This window comes from Paenibacillus sp. FSL R5-192 (genome assembly GCF_000517845.1).
GTDB classification, from domain to species: domain Bacteria; phylum Bacillota; class Bacilli; order Paenibacillales; family Paenibacillaceae; genus Paenibacillus; species Paenibacillus amylolyticus.
Genome location: NZ_ASPR01000014.1, coordinates 312,894 through 336,517, shown reverse-complemented (window position 1 = coordinate 336,517; position 23,624 = coordinate 312,894). Strand labels below are relative to the sequence as shown.

Below are 23,624 nucleotides of genomic sequence, written 5' to 3'. Positions count from 1 at the left end.
TGATTAGCCCCCTACTCTTGCCAGGAAAATTTTTTCGTTTTTTTCTTCAACGTCCTTTTGGATAACAGTTCCGTAGTGATCTCCGTAAACAAAACAAACTCATTGAAGATTTCGTCAAGCTCGGCCACTTTTTGAGCGTCAATGAGATTACCACTGCTATCAAATGCACTCTGGGATTTTCCCAAAAGAAACTCGCTGCTAGGCATCATTCTCGCACCAAGCTCAGGCGAATCCAGGATTTGTCTAAGATGCGCTTGTGCCCTGGAAGAACCGAGCGCACCATGTGAAGCACCCACAATCAGAACAGGCTTGTCTTTCAAGGTTTGAGTGGTATAACTGATCCATTCCAGCGCACTTTTCAGAACGGCAGGGATTGCATGGTCATACTCAGGAGTAGCGATAATGACACCTTTCGCTTTAGAAATTTGATCTAATAAGTCTTGTACCTTCACAGGAATATCAACTTCAGCATCCTCTAATTCATCTTTTTCAATAAAAGCAGGCATATCCTTAATTTCAAACAAGTCAATCTGGGCTTCACTAGCAAAATGCTTTTGCATAAATTGAAGCAACGTCCGGTTCGTTGACACATCCGAATTCGTGCCCACGATAGCTAAATAGTTCATCGTAATCCCCTCTCTGTCATTCGAGATGATGTTCGTTACTGTCAGGCTCAATCTTTCGGCCTAACTCTAACATATCAAAGCTCAAATGATCTAATAGTTATTCATTGCAGTTTGATAACTAATTTGTTATAATCACCTCAAATTCAAAGTTTGTTACTTTTTTCACAAGGGGTGAGGAACATGTCTAAGTTAGAATCTCAAGATATCTTGTGTTACATTGACAGCCTATTAAAATACAGCAACTATAGCAGGGCCGCACAATCCCTTTACATATCTCAGCCCTACCTCACAAAGGTTATCAAAAAAATCGAAATTGAGTTGGGCTGTGAGCTAATCACTCGCAACAAACTTCCGTACCGATTAACCGAGCAGGGGAAAATATATTATCAATACTTAACTTCACTCGAAAACAGCTACGCCAAGCTTATTAGGGAAATCTCATATGTATCGGATATTGGCAATAAGGTGATACGGATCGGCATTCTTCCGAGCCTTGGTGTGTACTTAACGCCCCTTTTTTTACCAGATTTTCTCGAGCTTCATCCTGCTTATAAAATTAATCTTGTCGAGGATTTACCTGAAAAAAATGAGAAACGTCTCCAAAATAATGAGCTGGACTTCTGGATCGGGCAAAATTCAAGCAGTATCTCCCCTAACTTGAACTCGTTTAACTGGGGCAGGCACAGTTACCAGGCCATCATTCCGCGTTGCTGCGAATTATATCAAGAGAATGTTGCAGTCATCCCGGAGGGCACGATTGAGATCAGCACCATTTTGAATCAAAAGCTTATTCTAACGTCCAAAGGTTCGGCAATCCGAAAACAGATTGATCAATTGCTCAGTGTCTACAAGGTGCAGCCTAATATCGTTATGGAGAGCAATGAAATCTACACGGTACTGAAGCTGGCAAAGCATAATTTAGGTCTGACCTTTGTGCCTGAAAGTATCCATATCAAGGAGTGCCCTTCGGAATACAACATCTATCCAATCCCTGTAGAGAAGATGAGTCTGGATTATTTTATAGCCCATCATGGAGAAAAAAAGCTGCATAGCGTGGATCATGACCTCATCCATACTTTTCTCAATCACGGACAACAATGTGCAATATAGGAGGCTATCATGAAACCTTTTACGAGAACGATACCGCTCATGGGAACGAACATATCCCTCTATATCAAGGGGACAGATGCTGAAAAGCTTGCCGAGGAAGCCGTGAATATGCTTGTCCATTATGAACAAGTATTTAGTGCCAACAGTGGGCAATCGCAGCTTGCCATGCTAAAAAAAGAAGCCGCATCACATCCGCTTAGAGTAGACAAGGAACTGTATGATCTTATTAAGATAGGCAAAGAACACAGCCTGAATAAAGATTCATTTTTAAATATTGCGATAGGGCCTTTGATCAAATTGTGGAGAATTGGTTTTCGCGAGGCACATGTGCCGGAGGATACCGAGATTAAAGCGGTGCTGGAGCTCTTGAATCCGGAGCAGATACAGCTTGACGATGAGCTACAAACGGTCCATTTATTCAAAAAAGGCATGGAAATCGACCTTGGAGCGATCGCTAAAGGTTATTTTGCTGATCAAGTTATGTCATTTTTCAAGAAAAACGGAGCTACATCAGCTATGGTCGATATGGGCGGCAATGTTCTGGTTCATGGCAATTCTCCCACCGGGTCCAGTCACTGGAAAGTTGGAATCCAAAATCCCTTTTTACCTAGAGGAAATGCAGCAGCACTCGTTAGTATACGGGAGCAATCCGTCGTTACATCAGGAATATACGAGAGAGTTTTAGAGAAGAAAGGGGGTCAGTACCATCATATATTTAACAGCGGAACAGGCTATCCAATCGAAAGTAATATCGCTTCTTTAACGATTATTGCGGATCGATCGCTCGACTGCGATATATATACTACAGAATTATTTGGGTTAGATGCGGTCTCCATTGTTCATAAAGTAAATCAAATGAAACATATCGAGGCTGCCGTCATCACAACAGAGGGTGACCTGGCCTACACCGAGAATCTTAGGGGAAAAATCCATCCGATATCAGGGTAAAGTTATGAGATTGTTGATTGGCTACATTTCCGAAAAAGATGGTAGAGGCAACAAGCTAATTTTTCCTTTTTACACAGGTCACTCAGATGACAGAATAACTTTCCTATCGCTGTTATACCCAGATTTTTTTGATTCCCTAGGAGCATCCAAAACCTTTAAAGCTAAAAAAACCGCCATTGAAGGCGGTCTAAAAATGCTCATTCTCTGCAGCTGTTTACAAACCGTATGTATATCAGAGCGTTTCCATCAATTTCTGAATTTTAGATTCAGAAATTAAATATACAGGGCCTAAGATATCAATTTTACCATCCTTTACACGAATAGCACTCTCCTGCTCTGCCGCATAAACATTCATCTGTTCAGATAGTGGAAACAGGTATCCTTTAACAAACGTGCTGTAGTCGCGTCTAGCATGAGATTCATAGGCAAAATAATTAAAGCTCAGACCCTCATAAAACGTAGTTGTTTCATCCTTAGGATTAGTATCAGCCGAGGATATCCATTTTGCAGCCATATTTAATGCACCGGCACTTGCACCGAGGATAACGGCGTTACTGTTCTTAATAATATCGGATAGTTCATATTCCGCCAAAAACTCGTGCTGCTGAACAGGATATCCTCCACACATAAAAATGACAGAAGCGTTCCGAATCAACTGATGAGCCTCTTCTTTCTGCATACGATAATCAATGAAGTGATATTCATCAAAACTAAGGTTAGCCTGCGTTAACCAAGTCCATTCCGTAATATCCTCAAAGTTCACTTGCTCTCCTTCATAATCAGACGGCTTAGCGCTTATCATCACAAGCGATTTTCTATCTGTGATATCCTCATGTAACCGCCCGACCAGCTTTTCTGGAAAAAAATCATTAAACCAACTGAAATAATAGTGAGTACTCAAACGTTATTACCTCCATATGTATAATTGACATGCTCCTATTTTTAAAAATTAAACTTAAAAGACAACTCTCCATTATCATAACATCGAATTGAAAGATGAGAGTAGTTCTATTTCCGAAAAGCAGTATGTCTGTTGCCCTATTCAGAACTGATCATCTTATAGGATAATATAGAGTATATATCAACTTTATATAAGGGATGGGATGACAATGAGTACGCTTCAACCGATTATCCATGTCTTGAAACATTCGTCCGATGAAGACGTCATAGAACAGTTTTTCGAGTACGAGTCGTTAATCTGGATTGATTGGAGAGAAGACGAGGGAGATATCATCCATTACTTTAACGGCCAACTGCCGGAATCTCACCAAATTCAGTGTAAAATTATCCAAATCGACAAACCAAGGGGCGTCGATATCGTGTTAAGTTCGGACGAGCGTACGCTGACGATTCCGTTCGCCGATGATTGGACTGATCGGGACAGTGCCGTTCGGGCTATGGAGGAGATGATCGCTCCCCAATATCAGATTCGATGGTTTATGGAATCCCTGGGCAGTGACACGTTGGCATTTCTATTATTGTCAACGGAGCAGTGGACGGAGTTAGAGAAGCAATTCGGCAAAGAAAAGCTGGAATTCCACTTCCAGCCGATAACGAGCAAGAGCATGATGTTTTCCCTCGACGTGGATGACGTATTCAAATTAATTGAGACAAGGCAAAAAGCGCGTACCTCTGAATAGACAACAAAAACTCTTCCTTGTACACTGAGTTCCCCAGTATTCCAAATAAAAACGCCATCACGTAATGTGATGGCGTTTCTCTATACTTAATGTGTCTACATCAAACCCAACAAATTATAGATCATCACTGCTGCTTCTGCACGGCTAGCATTCTTTTTCGGTGCAAACTCATCGTTACCTACACCGTTTATTATGCCTGCTCCCTGTATTGCCTCTACCGCTTGCTTCGCATAACTTGCGATGTTTGCTTCATCCTTGAAGGCTGTAGCTTCACCACTTGCTAACGCTAGTTGCTTAATTTGGATCGCCTTGTATACCATAACCGCCATATCTTCTCGCGTAATGTTCTCATGAACTCCGAATCGTCCATCTGGTTTCCCGTTCACAATCCCCAGCTTCTGCGCGGTTGCGATATTTCCATGGTACCATTCTCCTTGCTTCACATCACTAAAGCTTGTCGTTGCGCTCTCATCCGATAGCTCAAACAACTTCATCAGCATGGTGATGAATTCTGCTCTTGTCACTTGACCATTCGGATTAAACCCGCTGTCGCCTACACCCTTCACAATGCCTCTTGCCCCCAATGCTGAGATCGCATCCTTCGTCCAGTCTTGAGTCACATCCTTAAAGCTCGTTGCAACATACGCTACCGTATACTTGCTCAGATACGTTGGCTTGAACTCTACTTTTCCTGTCGCTGCATTGTATTTACCATTCGTCACGACTCTTAGCTCTCCGTTGTCCTTCACATCGTATACGACGACGTTGTTTGGATTTTCGTTAGCCTTTAGTGTGTATGGCAATTCAATCACGAGATCATCTCTGCCATCAAACTGTGTAAGTTTCTTACCATCAATCGTTAGCTCGATATCGTATACGACCTCACCGTTCAGCTGAGCTTGTGCGCCAGCTGGCAGTTGATTAGCTGCAATTTTCTTAATCGACAATCCTAACGTTTTCCCTGCACTTGTTCCTGTTCCAAGCAGTTCGGTTGCCACTGTTACAACTGCAGAGCCTATGTTGATCTCGATGCGATCTACCGTAGAAGATCCACTTGTTAAGCGCGCATCTACTGCGAGCTCCATCGTTAGCCCGTTCAAGCTCTCATCTGCTTCAACTCGCATGTGTAGCTTACCGCCTGTCGTTTGATCAAGCGCACGCTTCATTGTATCCGCACTTAACTTCACTTCAGAAGTACCGCTCTCATTTACAACTGGTTTAATGTTTATTTGGCCGTTGTCCATGACCACTGGCTCATTTCCACCTGGAGCTGGTGGTACTGTAGGTGCAGGAATGTTACCGTCACCGCCACCATTTCCATTACCACTGCTTGGTGCTTGTGGTGTTCCATCAACCAATGGTGTTACCGTTACCGTAGCGCTAGATGATAAACCACCATCCACTGTAGTTACTGTAATCCTTGCTGTTCCTGGTGCCACCGCTGTTACTTGACCTGTCGCACTTACAGTCGCTACAGCTGTATCGCTAGAGCTCCATGTTACTGCTTTTTTCGTTGCATTAGCTGGTGTTACCGTAGCTGTCAATTGCCCTGATTGACCTTCTACGATTGACAACGTCGTTTTGTCCAAGCTAATTCCGCTAACGGGTACGTTCTTCCCGTTGAGTGCATCATACTCACTTTGTGTAATTGGAATTACCGTTCCGTGACGCGGACTAGCTGGTAAGTTGTAGTTAGAAGATAATGTCCAGACACCTGATGCAAGATTTGTTGTCTCGAATGGAACATAACCTCTTCCACCAAACTCATCTACGAATAAATACCATTTTTCATCGGTATTTGATTTGAAGATCGTTGGACCCTCGACCCATTTGATGTTACCAACGCCTTGATTAATCATCTTGAAGGTTGGATCTAAGATCGAGTCACCCACCTCTTGGAAGATCATCTTGCCAAATGGAGCAGAAGCTCCGTTGTTTTGCTCATCTTTCGTAAAGCGATACACTTTTCCTTCATGCTCAATCATCGTTGTGTCAATGATTGAATATCCATAATCCAAATATACTTGCGGTTCAGTAAACGTATAGAAATCTCTTGTCTTGCTATACATCATTTTTTGATAAGCATCGCCTGTATGGGATGCATCATCAAACATTCTTGATGCCCAAAATACGATATATTCACCCGTTGTCTTGTCGTACATAATTTCTGGTGCCCATGTATTGCCCGCTTCTTCCGGTGCAACCTCTACCATGCGTTGATCTGTCCAGTTGACTAGATCATTCGATTCCCACACCATAATGGAACGACTGCCCCATGTCTGTGCTCTACCCCAGTTACCATTGCCGTTAATTTTCAGATCGGTAGCGATCATGTAGAACTTGTCACCTTCAGGCGAACGAATAATGAACGGATCACGTACCCCTTTCTCCCCTAAGGTAGAGGTCAATACCGGTTTACCGTCATTCAATTCTCGCCAGTTCAATGGATCATTGCCGTTACTTAGTGCAAAGTAAACTTGCTCGCCTGTTGCAGTACCTTCTCCAGTGAAATATGTGAAAAAGTATCCCGCATATTTTTCATCAGCAGGCAGTTCCTTCACCTTCGCAATGAATTCCTTCGTAGTGGATGCTGAATTTAACTTAATCGTAGCTGTAAGCTTCACATCTACATTTCCACTACCGTGTGCCGGACGTTTTACTTCTCCAGTAACTGAAACGACGTTCGGTTGTGCAGAAGCCCAAGTAATTGTTGTTCCGTATAGTCCAGATGCTGGTAGTGTTATATGACCTCTTACATCATTCATGTTATGAACGACTAGTGCTGCTTTTGCTTCATCTACAGAAGTGACATCGTTTGGCAATGCCTTAACCGTCAACTGAAAAGTTTTGTTAACTGTCTCTGTACCATCTGTAAATACTGCTGTTAACGTTACAACTTGATCACCTTTTGCGTTAGCTGGTCTAGTTACGGCACCTGTAGTTGAGATGACATTCCCCTTATCTGAAGTCCAGCTTATTGTTGTGCCATAAGCACCTGATGTTGGCAATGTGACATTGCTTATAATCGTATCTTTTGATGCATTAGCAGCGAGAAGATCATGAATCGTTAATTTTTCCGTCGCAGCCGATACAAGCATGCCCTCCATTAAAGCAATCTTCTGATCTGAATGGGCCTTAAGTGACTTAATATCTGCCGCAGTCATAGCACCGTCATAGATTTGGAAGTCTGCAATCAACCCGCCGAAGTATGGATCAGCTGGATAGAATGACTTACCGATGGTTCCACTACTGCCTGAAGTATTTTTTATTTGTTCTAGTGTCATTCCATTCGTTGAGCCTGATGCAACTGCAACACCATCAATATAAAGCGTAAGTGTACCATCCGTGCCTGAAACAACAGTCGTAACTACTTTCCATTCATTATTCTTTAAGCCCGTGGTGGAAGTTGAAGACTCATTATTCCAAGCATTCGTCGCGATACCTAAACGAGCTAGACCGTTAGCGTTATAACGTGGTGTGAAGTACGTATAGTGTGTATTATTGTTTGGTCTTCCTAATGCATATAACCACTCCGCAGCGTTTTTACCGCTCCAGTTCATAATGGATGAAACGGTCATATCCGTTAATCCATCAAGTACTCCTTGTGGTAGCTCTACATAAGAGTTAGTTGTGCCACCAGTAAAGCTTAGTACACCAGCATCTTGTGTACGAATCCATTCTGCTTTAGACGGATTCATCCATTTCCCGTTGAAGTTTCCTGTTTGGTCAATAACCGTCGCACCATCGATATCATTCATATCGTAGTGAAGAATGAGCTCTGCCCCGGATGGCTGCTCTACTGGAGGAGTAACGTCTTCATCAGCTAATGTTGCAATCTCTTCAACGGATAATGCACGATTATAAATACGGAAATCATCCAATTTACCATCAAATAAACTATGAGAACTGTTTCTCGATTTACCAATATAATTCATCGTTGTTTCCAGTAACATTCTCGGCTCAACGTTAAATGTCGAGCTACGTTTAACCTCTTGACCATTCACATACAATACTGCATCAAATTCATCCATTGTAATGGCAACATGCTGCCAAGTCTTCGTTGGTAATAGCCCAGCATTTCTCACCGCATATTTATATTCTGATCCTAGTCGCGTGCTGTCACTACTAAACTTCTCTGTAAAAGGTGTTACAACAGTGAACTCCAAACTACCTGTATCCCCTTGTGTGCTCAAGTACATGGTGTTGCGGTTAGCCTGTCTGCCTGTCTCGGAAGCAAAATCAAATATTCTTTGATTTGCTTGATTTCTGTCCATTTGAACCCATGTAGAGAACGTAGCCTTCTCAAGATTCAAGGATTGAATCAAGTTATCTGGCAGCTTCACATATCCTGTTGATCCATTAAGCTCTAGTGCACCACCCGTTTTACCGATGCGATCCTCTTCATTAATCGTTGCTCCACCTACTAGTGTTGCGTGATGACCGTTGCCAGAAATGTCATTCACCGTTGTACCATTCACTGTATTTGCATCGAATGAGTAATGTACAACCGGGTCTGTTGATGGTGCTGGACCTTTCCATGCATACTTCTCTTGCAGAGCATCATACTCTGCACGTGAGATTGGAATTACCGTCCCGTGTCGTGGTCCTGGCGGCAGTGCATATTTATCACTACTTAATACATTGTTCATATATTGCGTGCTACTATCCAGATCTGTTGTATATCGAACATGATATGGCCATGAATCAAGGAACAGATACCATTGGTCTTTATTATTATCCTTAAAAATCGTTTGCCCTTCGTTGTTTCCATTATTTCCGATCAAGCCAAGTTTATTATCACGTGTACCCGGAACAGCGTCGTATTGAAGGCCGTTTGCTGCAATACCGTCCTTGTCATAATAAAAAGTTGGTGCTTTCTCCACATACACTTTAGTATTCACTTCTGATTTGGTGAATCGGTACAACATATCATTATGCTCAATAAACGTCGTATCAATGGTCGGAAGTGACTCATCAATCATGACCTTTGGCTCAGAGAAGTTGTAGAAGTCTCTTGTTGTTGCGTAGTACATCACATTGTACTGGCCTGCAGGTCTTCCGTTATAATCACCATATGTCTCTGTGTTTTTCATCGATGATGCCCAAAATACAATATACTCTCCAGTTACCGGATCATAGATAGCTTCGGGTGCCCACGTATTTCCTCCATTCTTAGGAGCAACCTCGATCATACGCTGCTCGCTCCAATGAACGAGATCCTCCGACTCCCAGATCATCATGTAATGACTACCCGTAATTTGAGCTTGGTCGAAATTTGTACTTTCGCCCATTTTCAAATCGGTTGCCAGCATATAGAATTTATCACCTTCTGGTGACCGAATAACGAATGGATCACGAAGTCCTTTTTCACCCATATCAGATTGAAGGATCGACTTACCATTATTCAACCCTTTCCAGAACAATGGATCTTCAGCTGTAGCGAAGGATATCTCTTCACCACCCTCATATTCACCTGTAAAGTACGCAAAAAAGTAAGCATCATGCTGTACTGGCGCAGTTGCTTGTTTAATCGTAACGTTAAACGTAAGCTGTTTAGAAGCTGCACCATTCGTAATTGTAGCTATTAGCGTAACGGGCGTATCCGTAGCTTGACGGCTTACCCAGCCTAGCTGTGTAGCATTACCAGCCGCTTCAGCCGTTCCTTTCACAACTGCCGGTCTGCTAGATAACCATGTAATGGTGGAGTCTTGTTCACCTGTAGCGACAAGACGTAAGTTACCTTTAACGTTGTCAGCATTGTAGATCTCTATTTGTTCAGCGTCTAGGTCAACCTTCTGCTGATCATCGAATTGCTTCAAGATCGTAACAGGGAATACAGCTGTAGTTGATACTCTTTGATACGTTAAAGTGGCCGTAAGCTCTGCCTGAACATCACCTGCTTGAACAGCTGGACGTTGTACAGTGCCATGGTTAGAAATGACAGTAGGATGACTAGAACTCCAAGTAATGCTCACGCCGTTTTTACCGCTTGTAGGTAATGTAACGTTTCTTGTTATCTTATCGGTGCTCTTATCGCCTTCACCTAAGTAACGACTGATGTTAAGTTGATTCGCTGCATCATCAACAGTGAGCTGACGTATTTTGGAGATGTGAGTTGCTCCTTCTTGTTGATATAACTCGCCTACTTCTTGCTCCGTCAACGCACGATCATATACTTGAAAATCAGCTACGCTACCTTGAAGGTATGGATCGTTTGAGAAGATTGATTTACCGATAAAGCCAGAGAAAGTAGCATCCGGATTAATAATTTCTGACAGCTTTAGTCCCTTTGCATTACCCGAAGCAACCTTAACTCCATCCACGAATAACGTTATCCTATTGCTAGCTTCGGACAAGGACACCGTTACATGCTTCCACTGCCCACCGATAAGGTTTGAGTTTGCGCTACCTGTAACTAATGCTTCATTCGGCCAGCCATTTTTAGAGATACCTGTAGCAATCATATTACCTGATCCACTACCGTGACGTGGTGTTACGAAGAAATATTTGTTCGTTTCTGGAGTTAATACAGTACCCAAACCGAAGATCCAGCGATTCGTCCCATCATTTGTCCAGTTCACGATTGAAGATACTGTAATCTCATTTAGACCGTGTAGTAGATCTAGTCCATTTGAGCCCTTAGGAATCTCAATATGCCCACTATTAGATGTAGAGCTTCCACCATTGAAGGAGACAAAGCCAACCTCACTGTTTGAAATGAATTGTCCATTATTTGGATTTCTAAATATTCCGTCAAATGTAACTGCCTTATTGGCAACATCCTTCAGTACGAGTTGACCGTCTACTTCTTCAGTCGTCTTCATGTTGTAATGAAGAATAAGATCATCTTTTAGCGATTTTCCCTTAACGGTAACGGCTGATGTAGCTGTAAACTCTCCATCTTCAGTCTGTACCGTCATTGTGGCTGTACCTTCACTAACAGCTGTAACTTTACCCGTTGAATTGACAATCGCTACACTGGAGTCACTAGATGTCCAGATAACTCTTTTATTCGTTGCATTTGAAGGTGAAATAGTAGCCACTAATGTCTCGCTGTCCCCCACTGATAAAATAAATGTAGGTTCATTAAGCGAAACATTCTTAACGGCAATCTGCTCAATAGAGTCATCCTTAGGTAGTAAGGTAACCATGAACTCCTTCGTTGCCTGGCTTCCACCTAAAGAAATGGTTGCAGTTAACGTCACTTGTTGCTCCATTTCTCGTAAGAACACTTCCCCAGTTGGACTAATCGCACTCTCATCACTAGAAGTCCATGAGATCATTGCGCCATTCTTATCTTCAGTAGGCAGTTCAAGAGATTCTGTAACTGCCGATATGTCTCCTAACGTTAACTCTATTTTGCCTTGTTGTACTTGCTTTTCATTAAACGATTGTTCATATACTACAGCGATATCTTCATTATTTAGTGCCTCTCCGTAAATTCTTAAATCTTGAAAGCTACCCGCAAAAGTAGCATCCCCTAAATAATTGGAGCGACCGATGTAAGCATGCAGATCCGTACCAAAACTTGCTGTTGTTTTCTCTTTCGCGCTCGTGCCTATATGAACACCGTTGATATAACCTGTAATAGAGCGTTCTGTAATAACCGTCGTATAGTGAACCCATTGACCTTCGTACGGTTTCGTTGAAGGGCCTGATACCCCTACCTCAGTCGTCCAAGGCTGGTCAACATTATTGTTATTCGTAAATACTGACTTAAAATCACCACTTGGATTCGATGGATTAAACATCCAGTAATTCGTTGGCAAGTTATTGCCAGCTGCTGGAGTACCGTAGAATAATGCTGAGTAGTTCCCACTTCCTGTGTTGCTCTTGATCCATACAGATATCGTTGTATTTTCTTGATTATCAAACAAACCAGTAGGAAGCTGAACGTAGTTTGTATTACTATCTGTTCCCCCAGGTAAAGTGAGACCATCCGTGTACGTAATTGCTCCTACGGCCGTTCCATGCTTTTCATTACCTGATATATCCTGTACATGCTCAAGCAATGGATAATGCGCCAACATCGTTGGTGTTATTGTGTCCGCTGAAGCTTGATTGCTAAATGGCAGAACAAGATTAAACCAGCTACTGAAGGTCATAAGTAAAACTAACATTAGGATTGTAATTTGCTTCCGCATAGCATTCTTCCCTTCGATTAATTTTCAGAAGCATACAACCCATATCTCTCACCTTTAAAACCAGACCACCTCGCTCAAGGAAATAGAGATACGCCTTAAAAAAAGAATGCGCTTACATTTCTTCTCATATTACGTCTTCAACACTTCCAATTCAATGTAGTATCTTGTTCATAAGGTGGATTTTTTTATTGCAATTCACGCAAACTTCAACACTATCCCTATGCTTCGAAGTAATCGTTTTCATTCTTAATATACTCTATAGATAAATTAAAGGATTGAACGCCTGATAAACATAATATATATAGTTGGGCGCTTGTCATATGGACAACGTGTCCGAATACGATGCGGTAAGCCTTGGGCGCACCGCATCGAAAAATAAGGAGGATTTTCATTTATGCCAAAACGATTTAGCAGAATGCTCGCGTTCCTCTGTTGCTTGGTAATGGTGGCGTCGCTAATACCTACCAGCTATGCCGCCGCCACTGACAACATCGAGAACGCAGAAGCGAATGAAACACCCACCGCCATTTTTGGAACTCCCGAACTCGGGTCAAACGACCCACTCTGGGGCCAGACCATGGAGCATCACATCAACAAAAGCACTGTGCCCGCCGATCCCAGACCCCATGCCACGGGCACAGCCAGAATCCTTTGGGACCATGACTACCTGTATTCCAGAGTAGTTGTGAATGACAGTAATCTATATCAGGGAGCTGGCGGAGATCACCAGTACGACAGCCTGGAGTTTTATGTCGGCACCGGAACCGGAGGCTCAAACCAATGGCGCGTTAGCGCGACGGGTGTGTTCTCAGGGCAGGCCGCTCCGGGCAGAGCTGCATGGACCCAGATCACGGAAACAGGATATATCGTGGAGATGAGAATACCCAAAAGAACCTTGACCTTGGAGGAGGGCAAGCTTACCTTTGAGGTTTATATTAATAACTCAACGGAAAAGGGCGGTGATCGTTATGAAGTCGTTTCCTCTTTTGGAGTTCCAGACGCAGCTTATACCAGCGCTGATTCATTTACAGACAGCCTGCAGCTCTCTTTAGCCAATGAAGTGGACACCAGATTCTCAATCACCGCCACTGCGGGACCGGGCGGCCGAATAACGCCGAACCCACCCGGCGATGTTCTGAGAGTAGATCGGGACTCTAACAAAGAATTTACGTTTACCCCCGATTCCGGCAAAATGGTGGATACCGTAACGGTAGACGGTGAGACCGCGACTCTATCTGCTGGCACTTATACCTTTTCGAATATTGAGGCTGACCATACAATTCACGTAACATTCAAAAACGATCCGGACGCGGGGATACTTCCCTTTATCGTATGGAATGACAACTTCGCCAGTGGCGAGTACACAACGGCTGTCATCATCGACTTAGGCGAGGGGAAGGCAGCGTTAGGCTCCGAGCTTAAGTCGGGCTTGTTTACCTTGTCAGCTAGGAACACAACCCTGAACGGCGAAGCGGTGACCTTTGAAGGAACGCGCAAGATCACAAGGGTATACGCTAATGACGAACCGAAGGTACGCGGCTATCTGGGGCCGGTAAGCAATTCACCGGATTATCAGGACGGACTGGCAAGCGGCCGTTACATCGTAGTTGAGTCTGAGTTTTATTCAGCGAGCGGCGGCAAAACAACGCTGGATGGCAGCAGTAACTCGACAAAGCAGGTTTACAACATCGTCCCAAACGGAGAGATCGTACTGACAGAGGGGAGTCCACTTCGCAACGTGGTTTTTGAACAGGAAAAAGTTGTGAATCCGATCCTTGACAAGTTTACAACATTCACGGACAATTCGGTCAATCGCTCGCTCTACCTTCACAAGGATGAAGACGGTAAAGTGATCAAAGGATTGCCGCTGTATGTTTATACCCACGGCATGTCACGCGGCGGCACAAACGCTGCGACAGACCAAAAAGCGGCCATGAAATCCGCCAACGGCTCGGTCGCTCTAATGAAAAAAATGGAAGAAAATCCTGACAAGTACGCCAGCCATGTACTGAATATTTCCTATAATGGCGTATCTGTTCCCTCAACAGAGAATGTTAAGAAGGTCATAGACGCCCTGATTGCCAGCGGCGAAGTAGACCCTAATCGTGTTTACGCGGCGGGCTTCTCATGGGGCGGCCAGTATACAAACAACTTAGTTAACAGCCATCCTGGCTTCTTCACCGCCGCCGCACCTATGGCCCCGGTAAGCGGTTCACCGAATGCTAAGGACAACGACACTCACAACAACCTGGCCTATTGGATGTTTTTAAATGCTCATAATGCTGGAGGCTACCAGACTAACCTCAATAACTTCATCAATAACAATATGCCGAAAATGATCAACGCGAGGGCTTCGCGCTTTGAGAGTAATGAGGTCCTTACGTGGCCCTACAATCAATTTGATCAGCCAAATCTGAGGCCTAATCCGGCCAACACACCTGTTCTGGCTGATTACATAGCCCACGAAGTTGAAGCGGCGGTTCTTTACAACCAGATAACTATGGGGAATTGGAGCATAGCTCCCACGGCGCAGTCCTCTAACTTGCCGGCTTGGAACAATGACTACACAGACGTCTTTGATTGGATGTTCGCGCAGAGAAAACCGGTCGTGCCAGGTGCTCCAAGCGGCTTCAAGGCGACAGCCGGTGACGGACAGGTCACATTGAACTGGACCGCCCCTGCTGACGACGGTGGCAGTGCGATCTTGGGCTACAAGGTATGGTATGGCAACGGGACGCCGATTACACTGGATGCGACGGAGACCAAATATACCTTCAAGAACCTGACAAACGGCCAAGGCTACAACTTCACCATCATCGCGGTGAATGCAAAGGGCGACGGCGCGGAGATCAGTGCTACGACGACGCCGATGAAGACGACGACTCCCACTGTGCCTGATTCTGGCGGCAATACGGGAAACACCGGAAATACCGGAAATACCGGCAACATCGGTAATACGGGCAACACCGACAATACGGGCACCGGGACAGACGCTGGAACGTTGAAGTCGACCTACACAGTGAATACACCGAAGGATAAACCCGCGATCACAGACAAAAACGGCAACACCACCCTTCCCGGTGGCGGCGAGATTGCGACCAAAGGCGGGACGAAGATTAAGGTACCCGAAGGCACATCGATAGACTCAAACGGTAAGTTAACCATTCCGGCAGACAAGAGCGCCGAAGTGATACTACCCGGCGACAACAGCACAGTGACCATTTCGGGAGGATCGACGATAGCGAGCGACGGTACGGTTACAGTAGGCGGCAAAGACGCGCATGTGACCCTGCCCAACGGCAACCGTGTGGATATTCACGGCGGATCGAAGATACGGAGCGGCGGAGCGGTTGTGGTAGGACCGAGCGGCGCAAAAGTTAGCTTAGATAACGGCATGTCGCTGAACATCCGTGAGGGTACGGAGCTGGCATTTGATGACGCCACCCCACTGGGCTTCCTCGTGCTATCGGGCAATCCTTTCAGGGATGCCAACATGGACGACTGGTTCTACAACGATATAAATTTCGCCTACACATACGATCTTTTCAACGGCACGACGTCCACGACGTTCTCACCCCGCACCGCAATGACGCGTGCAATGTTCGTGCAGGTACTGTCCAATCTTGAGAACGTAAACCTCTCCAGCTACACGAGTTCCCGCTTTAACGACGTGACGGACGGACAATGGTACACCGCGGCAGCCGAGTGGGCGGCCGAAAAAAGCATAGTTAACGGTACAAACGTAGACCTGTTTGACCCCAATTCACCGATGACGCGCGAGCAGATGCTGGTGATACTGTACAACTACATGAAGTACAAAGGCTATGAGCTCCCTGAAAGCCACTCTAAGCCCTTCACGGACGAGAGTGAGATCAGCTCATGGGCGTTGGAGGCCGTTCAGGCACTGCGGGACATCGGCATTGTAGTAGGCAAGCCGGACAACTTCTTTGCTCCCAAAGCCACCGCCACCCGCGCCGAAGTAGCCACGATCTTTGTAAGATTCGTCGAATATCTGGCTAACTGAAAGCGTATACAGATAAATGCAGACCCTTCCGGTTGGACAATATCCAGCCGGAAGGGTCTCCTTGTTTTCAAACTGTACTTTTTTTGACAACTCCACAGTCAGGACTTTAAAACCTCTATTTTTGCATCTAGAATATTCGTCAACAGGCTCGTCACTAATTCCAAAAATTATAATTAATTAATGCATGTTCTGATTTATTTCACGCACAAAAAAACGCCATCACAATAATGTGATGGCATTCTTGATTATGGAGCCTAGGGGGATCGAACCCCTGACCTCATCGCTGCCAGCGATGCGCTCTCCCAGCTGAGCTAAGGCCCCAGGATATGAAATAGATAACTTGTCCAACACTGCAACGTTCCACAGGCGACTCCTATATCATATAAAATCCAGCTTTCGCTGTCAATCACTTTTTCAAGATCCAAAGTGATTGGAGAAGAACAACCGATTTCACTGGCACATACGGACTGGAACTCCAGACTGCTCTTCTCCCTTTACCCACTTCACTAATCCTCCAGATTGTCTTTGGACAACAGGGATTTCAGTTCTTTCATGAACATATTGATATCTTTGAACTGGCGGTATACCGACGCAAAACGGACATACGCCACTTCATCGACTGGAAACAACTGTTCCATCAATAACTCACCAATCTGGCGACTCTCCACTTCAGCATCGGCTGTATTACGCAGAGATTTCTCCACTTCAGATACCATCATCTCCAGGGTCTCTACGGAGACTGGACGTTTCTCACAGGCACGAATAAGCCCGCGGAGAATCTTGTCCCGGCTGAACTCTTCCCGGCTACCATCTTTCTTAATGACAATCAGTGGAGTCTCCTCAATCATCTCAAACGTTGTAAATCTTCGGGCACACTGCTCACACTCACGGCGACGACGAATGGATTTTGCTTCGTTGGCCGGACGCGAATCAAGCACTTTGGTACCCATATAACCGCAATAAGGACACTTCAAAACAGATCACTTCCCACGTTTTACTTTTTACCACATATTCCCTGTACTGATTTTGTAATGAAAAACGCATTGCCGACACATAATACTTTTACCAACCCGCGAGGAGGTGAACAGCAATGGCACAAAGCAATGGTAACTCCAACAACCTGGTGGTAACTAAAGCTTCCGCAGCACTCGAGCAAATGAAATATGAAGTTGCTCAAGAACTCGGAATCAGCATCCCACAAGACGGATACCAAGGTAACATGACTTCTTACGAGAACGGTTCGATCGGTGGATACATCACGAAGCGTCTGGTAACAATTGCAGAACAGCAATTGGCAGGTCAATACCAATAATATCTGCATCGTAATACGCTACACAGAGGAGCATGGAGCGGCCGGTGAACAACCGGCCTGCTCTGTGCTTCTACTTATATACTTAGAACGTATTATAGATCTTTACATACTGATTATAATAGTAAATGACTCTTTGTACATAGTGACGCGTCTCACCAAACGGAATATCTTTCACTGTATCGAACGAGCCATCCCATACACCATCTCTAAGCCAACTGTTTACTTTGCCTGGTCCCGCATTATAGGCAGCGATCATAACTGCTTCATTGCCATCGAATTGATCGGACAGATTCCGCAGATACCATGTGCCTAACTGAATATTTCGTTCAGGCTCGTGCTTCAATTCCTCCAGCGAAGTGTCGGGAATTTTGGCTTGTTCCAGTATCCAGTTGGCCGTATCCGGCATCAGTTGCATGAGCCCAATGGCACCTCGTTTGGATTCCTTGCTTGTCTTGAAATTAGTCTCCACCTTGATAATGGAAGCAATCAGAAACGGATCAACCTCATAACTCTGAGATTGGGCACGAATCTCTTCCTTATAATGAATGGGATAGAACCATGCCATCCAGTTTGTATTCAGAAATAACACCAGTACAAAGGACACAAACATCAACAGCAGTACACGTTTCTTACGCAATATTCTCATAACAAGCCCTTACGCTGTAGATATGAGTCAATTTGCTGCTCCGTCGCAGACCATAAGCCGCTGTTATCGATGACAATGTCTGCCAGCTGTTTTTTGCGCTCAATATCCATCTGTACATCCATCCGGGCCTCAGCCTGTGCTGCAGTCATTCCATCCCGACTCATCAAGCGATCTCGTTGCACCGATCTCGGGACATATACGACCATAACTTCCTCGAAACCGTCCTCCAGACCTGATTCGTAGAGCAAAGGAATATCAGACACCACAAGTTTATCCGGATGTTGCAATTCGTATGCAGCAGCCCGTTCGCGCATCTCTCTTCGGATCGCCGGATGTGTAATAGCCTCAAGTGCCTTTCGTTCCTCTGGTTGTTGAAAAACAATGCTTCCGAGCTTTTTCCGATCCAGTGTTCCATCTTCGTTCAGTATGGCTTGTCCAAACCGCTTAACAGCGGCGGCCAACACGGGATGCCCGGGCATCATAACTTCCCGGGCAATAACGTCTGCATCGATGAGCAACGCTCCCTTACTGGCGAGATAGGCGGAAACACTGCTTTTGCCTGTCGCGATCCCGCCGGTTAAGCCTATATTCATCGTTTCACCTCATAACAACTTCATTATTCCCATAATCATTAACAATAGCGCTGGCAATACAGACAGTCTTCGCATCCAGCGCAGAGCTGAGAATCGTAGGCCAACCTTCATGCCGAGTGACAGAAACGCCCCACTAAACAGTGCAATAATGAGTGCTGTCCATAGTGTAGGGAATCCCAGAAGTGCCGCTCCCAATCCTGCTCCAAACGCATCCAGAGACAGGGCAATACCTAGCCACATCGCTTCTTGAGCAGATATACTCCCCGAGTTATCCATATCCGCCTTGGAGGGACTGCGAAGAATCTGAATGACAACGCCCAGCTTGCGCAGCTCCAGTGTAAATACCATTCGTTCCAGTGATCCATTTGAAGCCGACTGCTCCAGATCCAGTGCAAGCACCTGATTCCTGCCCTTTGAATCCGACAGTCTCTCTTGTGCTTCTCCCACTCCAGTTACCTTTGCTTCTGCTGCCTCACCCATTCCAGTGTCTGTTTCCAGCTGTTCTTTGCCTTGCTTTCGAATGAGTTGCAACAGTGACCATGCACCAATACCTATCAATATAACGGCTCCCACGATCGAAGCGATATCCGGTGACACCACATGGGACAACAACACACCTACTTGCATCGACAAGGCAATAACCAATCCCGAACAGATCGAAATAACAGCGATAGATAACAGGGGAATCTTAGTCCTCCGTAACCCATATGTAATCCCGACTCCAAAACCATCTAAACTAAGCGCCAAAGCAAGCGCCAGCAATGAAATAAAATGATGCAGCACCCCGGACTCCTCCTCTGTGCGGTACTCGTGCCAACTGAAGATGCCAGTATGGGTATACGCCCGCTTATTTCTGCCATATCAGTATATGGAGGGAGGAATCCAAGGGTGCTATGATTTCATCATTTCGTTCATTCAGTTCATGTTACAGCAGCTGACAGTTCGGACAAAAATGCGTGCCACGGCCACCAACCACCGTTTTTTCAATTAACGTACCACAAGTTGTACAAGGTTCTGATTTGCGTCCATAGATTTTCAGTTGATGCTGGAACATCCCCATCTCACCCTGTCCATTCACATAGGACTTGATGGAAGATCCACCTGCATTCACTGCATCTTGCAACGTAGCCACAATCGCTTCATGGAGTACCGTTAACTGAGCTTCGGTCAGTGTCTTGGCGATGGTCTCGGGATGGATACCTGCGCGAAATAGAGCCTCGTCCACATAAATATTCCCGATGCCGACCACATATGCCTGATTTAAAAGGACTGCTTTGATTTTGGTTGTACGCTTGCCAACCGCCTCGCGGAATGCAGTTACCGTAAAAGCTGGATCAAGCGGCTCCAGTCCCAGCTTCAGCAAAGGTTTGGACACCAGTTCCTCACCTGCATTAAACAGATGCATCGTACCGAACTGACGCACATCCTTATAACGCAATTCCGTACCATCATTAAAATGGAAGATCACATGTGTATGCTTCTCCACATCTTCATGCTGCTCGTACACACCGTACCTTCCTTCCATCCGCAGATGGGAGACAAGCACCAGCCCGTCCAGCAAAATACGTAAAAACTTGCCTCGACGCTCCACCCCAATGACGGTATGTCCCGCGAGTTCCATTGCAAATGCATCTATGTCGTCCGGCCGCTGAATAATCCGCGGCAAGCTAACGGTAACATGATCAATCGTTTTGCCTACAATAAGTTGATTCAATGTTCTTCTGACTGTTTCGACTTCCGGTAATTCCGGCATGATGTTCTCACCTCCCCTATATTATAACGGAAGATGGCGCTCAGCGGGACCCTTTTCTTATATCTCAAACATGGAAAGTCCTTTTGTAAAATACCGGAAATACCGCGCGGCGCTTGATTTATTTCGCTTCGTACCAGTTATCACCAAAGCTGACTTCTGCTTTCAGCGGAACCGACAGTTCCAATGCTTTTTCCATAACTGAAGGGACTAACTCTTTCATCAGTTCCAATTCATCGGCAGGCACTTCGAATACAAGCTCATCGTGCACCTGAAGCAACATACGGCTCTTCAACTTGCGTTCCCGCAGCGCTTCATCCATCTGTACCATGGCCAGCTTAATGATATCTGCCGCAGTTCCCTGAATCGGTGTATTCATCGCCGTACGCTCTGCGAAGGAACGCAGATTGAAGTTACTGGCATTAATCTCTGGCAGGTAGCGACGTCGCTCCAACAGCGTTTTGACGTAACCATCCTGACGAGCTTCCTTCACAATGTCATCCATATATCGGCGGACACCCTGGAATACTTCAAAATACTGATCTATAAACTGCGCGGCCTCTTTACGCGTAATATGCAGATTCTGTGATAATCCATAATCACTTATTCCATACACGATACCAAAGTTAACTGCCTTGGCGGAACGACGCATATCCCCATCCACATCCTCAGGCTTCACGCCAAATACATCCGAAGCGGTCTTTGTATGAATATCCATATCGTTGACAAACGCTTCCTTCAAGCGCTCATCGTCCGAAATGTGTGCCAGTACACGCAGTTCAATCTGGGAATAGTCTGCTGCCAAAATGGACCACCCGGGTTCCGAAGGAACAAATACCTTCCGGATTTTGCGACCTTCCTCCATCCGAATCGGAATGTTCTGCAAGTTCGGGAATTGACTGCTAAGTCGTCCCGTTGCAGCAATGGTCTGACGATAATACGTATGCACCTTGCCATCCCGATCGGATATCTCTTTCAGTAATCCTTCCACATAAGTGGATTGCAGCTTGGCAAGCTGACGATATTGCAGAATATGCTTGACCACATCATTATAAGGAGCCAATTTCTCCAATACTTCAGCATCTGTGGAATAACCCGTTTTGGTTTTCTTCACTACCGGCAAGCCCAGTCTATCAAATAAAATTTCACCCAGTTGCTTCGGTGAATTCAGATTAAATTCCGTTCCTGACAGCTTGTAAATCTCAGCCATCAACCTGCTGATCTGTTCTTCAAACTCACTGCCCAAAGCCTGCAGATCGGCTGTATTGGCCTTGATGCCCTGTTTCTCCATGTCTGCCAATATGCGTGACAACGGCATCTCCAGTTCATGGAACAGCGAATTCATCTCATCCGTTTCCAGCACCTGCTCCTGAAGTGGAATAATGGCTGCGACAGCAGCAGCTTTGCGGCATAGGAAATCACCCAAGATCTCTACTTCCGGCACCTTGTACTTGGCCCCTTTGCCCATAACCGTGTCATCCTCCACAAGTGATGGCAGACCATACTTGGTCGTGAGTCCACTAATCGTCTGGTTGGATTCCGTTGGATCAAGCAAATACGCAGCTAGTTGTACATCAAATGACGCACCAGCGAATTCAATGCCATGCGCATGCAGGGCCAGATCTACACGATGAAGATCATACCCGCGCTTGGGCTGCTCTGAATTACCAAGCCATGCCCGCACTGGAGCCGCAGCTTCGGAATGAAGCAATTCGGGAGATATGAACGTATACGTTCCAGCGGAACCTAGAGCTAGTCCAATCAATTTTGCTTGGTGCGGGTTATCCCCATGTGTCTCCACGTGGAGGACATCAATGGAATCCAGTGAACTGAAAAGCTCACTGATGTTGTCTTCTGTTGCAATGGAAGACTCCACTTCGGCAGCAGGGACCGCTTCCTGTTCAGAACCAATGCTGCCACTGAACGACAGACGTTCGAGCAAGGATTTGAATTCAAGCTTAGCTAGTGCAGGGCCAGCATGTTCTTCTTTTAATCCAGCAAATTGCATATCCTCCCACGTCTGCTCCAGCGGAACTTCCCGGTGAATCGTCGCGAGTTGTTTGCTCATCCGGGCATCTTCGGCATGGGCCTCGATCTTTTCTTTCATCTTGCCTTTCAGCTCACTTGTGCCGTTCAGCACATCCTCTACCGATCCGAACTGGTGCAGCAGCTTCAAAGCTGTTTTCTCACCAACCCCGGGAATACCCGGAATATTATCGGACGCATCGCCCATCAGACCCTTGAGATCAATAATTTGCAGCGGCGTCAGACCATAACGCTCCTTAATCTGAGCAGGATCATACAGTTCAATATCGGTTACCCCTTTGCGCGTCAGCCCGATATGTACATGTTCGGAGGCGAGCTGCAGCATATCTTTGTCACCCGATACAACGAGCACCTGTCTGCCCGCTTCATCCGCGCGTTTGGTTAACGTTCCGATGATGTCATCCGCTTCGAATCCAGCCAGCTCAAACTGAGCGATGCCAAGTCCTTTCAGCAGTTCTTTGAGCAAAGGGAATTGCTCTGACAACTCTGGTGGTGTTTTCTCCCGTCCACCCTTGTATTCCTGATACCCTTCGTGGCGGAACGTGATTTTGCCTGCATCAAATGCAACCATGACATGTGTAGGCTTATGCTCTTCAAGCAGTCTCAGCAGCATCGTAGTGAAGCCGTATACCGCATTGGTATGCAGACCTTTCGAGTTGGTCAGAGGCGGCATTGCAAAAAACGCCCTGTAAATAATGCTATTTCCATCTATGAGAATAAACTTGTCCATTCCAGCACCTCGCGTATTATATGGTCAACCTCTTCAAATTACATCTACTCTCATG

14 protein-coding genes and 1 tRNA gene are annotated in these 23,624 nt (G+C 45.4%); 5 read left to right on the top strand and 10 right to left on the bottom strand.

Features of this window, described 5'->3' with window-relative positions:
* Positions 1-11 precede the first annotated feature (11 nt).
* Positions 12-626 (bottom strand): NADPH-dependent FMN reductase, encoded by a 615-nt coding sequence (locus C161_RS09885; protein WP_036670012.1) that lies wholly within the window; start codon positions 624-626, stop codon positions 12-14.
* A gap of 180 nt (positions 627-806) precedes the next feature.
* On the opposite strand from C161_RS09885, the gene C161_RS09880 reads away from it, so the two are divergent.
* Together C161_RS09880 and C161_RS09875 are read left to right on the top strand one after the other, a co-directional pair.
* Positions 807-1,736: a LysR family transcriptional regulator gene (locus C161_RS09880; protein WP_036609797.1), complete on the top strand. Its 930-nt coding sequence runs from the start codon at positions 807-809 to the stop codon at positions 1,734-1,736.
* 9 nt (positions 1,737-1,745) lie between these two features.
* Entirely contained in the window at positions 1,746-2,684 is a 939-nt protein-coding gene (locus tag C161_RS09875) for an FAD:protein FMN transferase (protein ID WP_036670010.1), read from the top strand.
* Positions 2,685-2,916: 232 nt separating this feature from the next.
* Here the strand turns inward: C161_RS09875 and C161_RS09870 are convergent, their stop codons facing one another.
* Entirely contained in the window at positions 2,917-3,585 is a 669-nt protein-coding gene (locus tag C161_RS09870) for a Type 1 glutamine amidotransferase-like domain-containing protein (protein ID WP_036670009.1), read from the bottom strand.
* A gap of 208 nt (positions 3,586-3,793) precedes the next feature.
* Here C161_RS09870 and C161_RS09865 point away from each other — a divergent pair, with 208 nt between their 5' ends.
* Complete coding sequence (locus C161_RS09865; protein WP_051449678.1) at positions 3,794-4,324, top strand: hypothetical protein; 531 nt, start codon at positions 3,794-3,796, stop codon at positions 4,322-4,324.
* A gap of 95 nt (positions 4,325-4,419) precedes the next feature.
* On the opposite strand, the gene C161_RS09860 is transcribed toward C161_RS09865, so the two are convergent.
* Complete coding sequence (locus tag C161_RS09860) at positions 4,420-12,444, bottom strand: immunoglobulin-like domain-containing protein (RefSeq protein ID WP_235193779.1); 8,025 nt, start codon at positions 12,442-12,444, stop codon at positions 4,420-4,422.
* Between the two features lie 418 nt (positions 12,445-12,862).
* Between C161_RS09860 and C161_RS09855 the strand changes: the two genes are divergently transcribed.
* Positions 12,863-16,492, top strand: coding sequence for an S-layer homology domain-containing protein (locus C161_RS09855; protein WP_036670005.1), 3,630 nt, complete (start codon positions 12,863-12,865; stop codon positions 16,490-16,492).
* A gap of 248 nt (positions 16,493-16,740) precedes the next feature.
* On the opposite strand, the gene C161_RS09850 is transcribed toward C161_RS09855, so the two are convergent.
* Both C161_RS09850 and nrdR read right to left on the bottom strand, forming a co-directional pair.
* Positions 16,741-16,813: transfer RNA gene (locus C161_RS09850), tRNA-Ala, on the bottom strand.
* Positions 16,814-16,998: 185 nt separating this feature from the next.
* Entirely contained in the window at positions 16,999-17,466 is a 468-nt protein-coding gene (gene nrdR / locus C161_RS09845) for a transcriptional regulator NrdR (protein WP_026081166.1), read from the bottom strand.
* Between the two features lie 116 nt (positions 17,467-17,582).
* On the opposite strand from nrdR, the gene C161_RS09840 reads away from it, so the two are divergent.
* A complete protein-coding gene (locus C161_RS09840) occupies positions 17,583-17,804 on the top strand; it encodes an alpha/beta-type small acid-soluble spore protein (RefSeq protein ID WP_017689472.1) in 222 nt (73 codons plus the stop codon).
* Positions 17,805-17,886: 82 nt separating this feature from the next.
* On the opposite strand, the gene C161_RS09835 is transcribed toward C161_RS09840, so the two are convergent.
* The 5 genes from C161_RS09835 to polA form a co-directional block, all read right to left on the bottom strand.
* Entirely contained in the window at positions 17,887-18,450 is a 564-nt protein-coding gene (locus C161_RS09835) for a lytic transglycosylase domain-containing protein (RefSeq protein ID WP_036609809.1), read from the bottom strand.
* Positions 18,447-19,043 carry a dephospho-CoA kinase gene (gene coaE, locus C161_RS09830; protein ID WP_036670004.1) on the bottom strand — a complete coding sequence of 199 codons (597 nt, stop codon included), beginning with the start codon at positions 19,041-19,043 and terminating at the stop codon, positions 18,447-18,449. The genes C161_RS09835 and coaE overlap by 4 nt, the downstream gene beginning before the upstream one ends.
* A gap of 9 nt (positions 19,044-19,052) precedes the next feature.
* Positions 19,053-19,826 carry a manganese efflux pump gene (locus C161_RS09825; protein WP_036670002.1) on the bottom strand — a complete coding sequence of 258 codons (774 nt, stop codon included), beginning with the start codon at positions 19,824-19,826 and terminating at the stop codon, positions 19,053-19,055.
* Positions 19,827-19,968: 142 nt separating this feature from the next.
* Entirely contained in the window at positions 19,969-20,796 is an 828-nt protein-coding gene (mutM, locus tag C161_RS09820) for a DNA-formamidopyrimidine glycosylase (RefSeq protein ID WP_036669994.1), read from the bottom strand.
* 118 nt (positions 20,797-20,914) lie between these two features.
* On the bottom strand, positions 20,915-23,569 hold the full coding sequence (gene polA, locus C161_RS09815) for a DNA polymerase I (protein WP_036669986.1): 2,655 nt from the start codon (positions 23,567-23,569) through the stop codon (positions 20,915-20,917).
* Positions 23,570-23,624: the final 55 nt, after the last annotated feature.

Bases quoted from the DNA above. Each gene is read 5' to 3' on its own strand.
- C161_RS09885 (WP_036670012.1), bottom strand. From the start codon at position 626: ATGAACTATTTAGCTATCGTGGGCACGAATTCGGATGTGTCAACGAAC.
- C161_RS09880 (WP_036609797.1), top strand. From the start codon at position 807: ATGTCTAAGTTAGAATCTCAAGATATCTTGTGTTACATTGACAGCCTA.
- C161_RS09875 (WP_036670010.1), top strand. From the start codon at position 1,746: ATGAAACCTTTTACGAGAACGATACCGCTCATGGGAACGAACATATCC.
- C161_RS09865 (WP_051449678.1), top strand. From the start codon at position 3,794: ATGAGTACGCTTCAACCGATTATCCATGTCTTGAAACATTCGTCCGAT.
- C161_RS09860 (WP_235193779.1), bottom strand. From the start codon at position 12,444: ATGTTAGTTTTACTTATGACCTTCAGTAGCTGGTTTAATCTTGTTCTG.
- C161_RS09855 (WP_036670005.1), top strand. From the start codon at position 12,863: ATGCCAAAACGATTTAGCAGAATGCTCGCGTTCCTCTGTTGCTTGGTA.
- C161_RS09840 (WP_017689472.1), top strand. From the start codon at position 17,583: ATGGCACAAAGCAATGGTAACTCCAACAACCTGGTGGTAACTAAAGCT.
- C161_RS09835 (WP_036609809.1), bottom strand. From the start codon at position 18,450: ATGAGAATATTGCGTAAGAAACGTGTACTGCTGTTGATGTTTGTGTCC.
- coaE (WP_036670004.1), bottom strand. From the start codon at position 19,043: ATGAATATAGGCTTAACCGGCGGGATCGCGACAGGCAAAAGCAGTGTT.
- mutM (WP_036669994.1), bottom strand. From the start codon at position 20,796: ATGCCGGAATTACCGGAAGTCGAAACAGTCAGAAGAACATTGAATCAA.
- polA (WP_036669986.1), bottom strand. From the start codon at position 23,569: ATGGACAAGTTTATTCTCATAGATGGAAATAGCATTATTTACAGGGCG.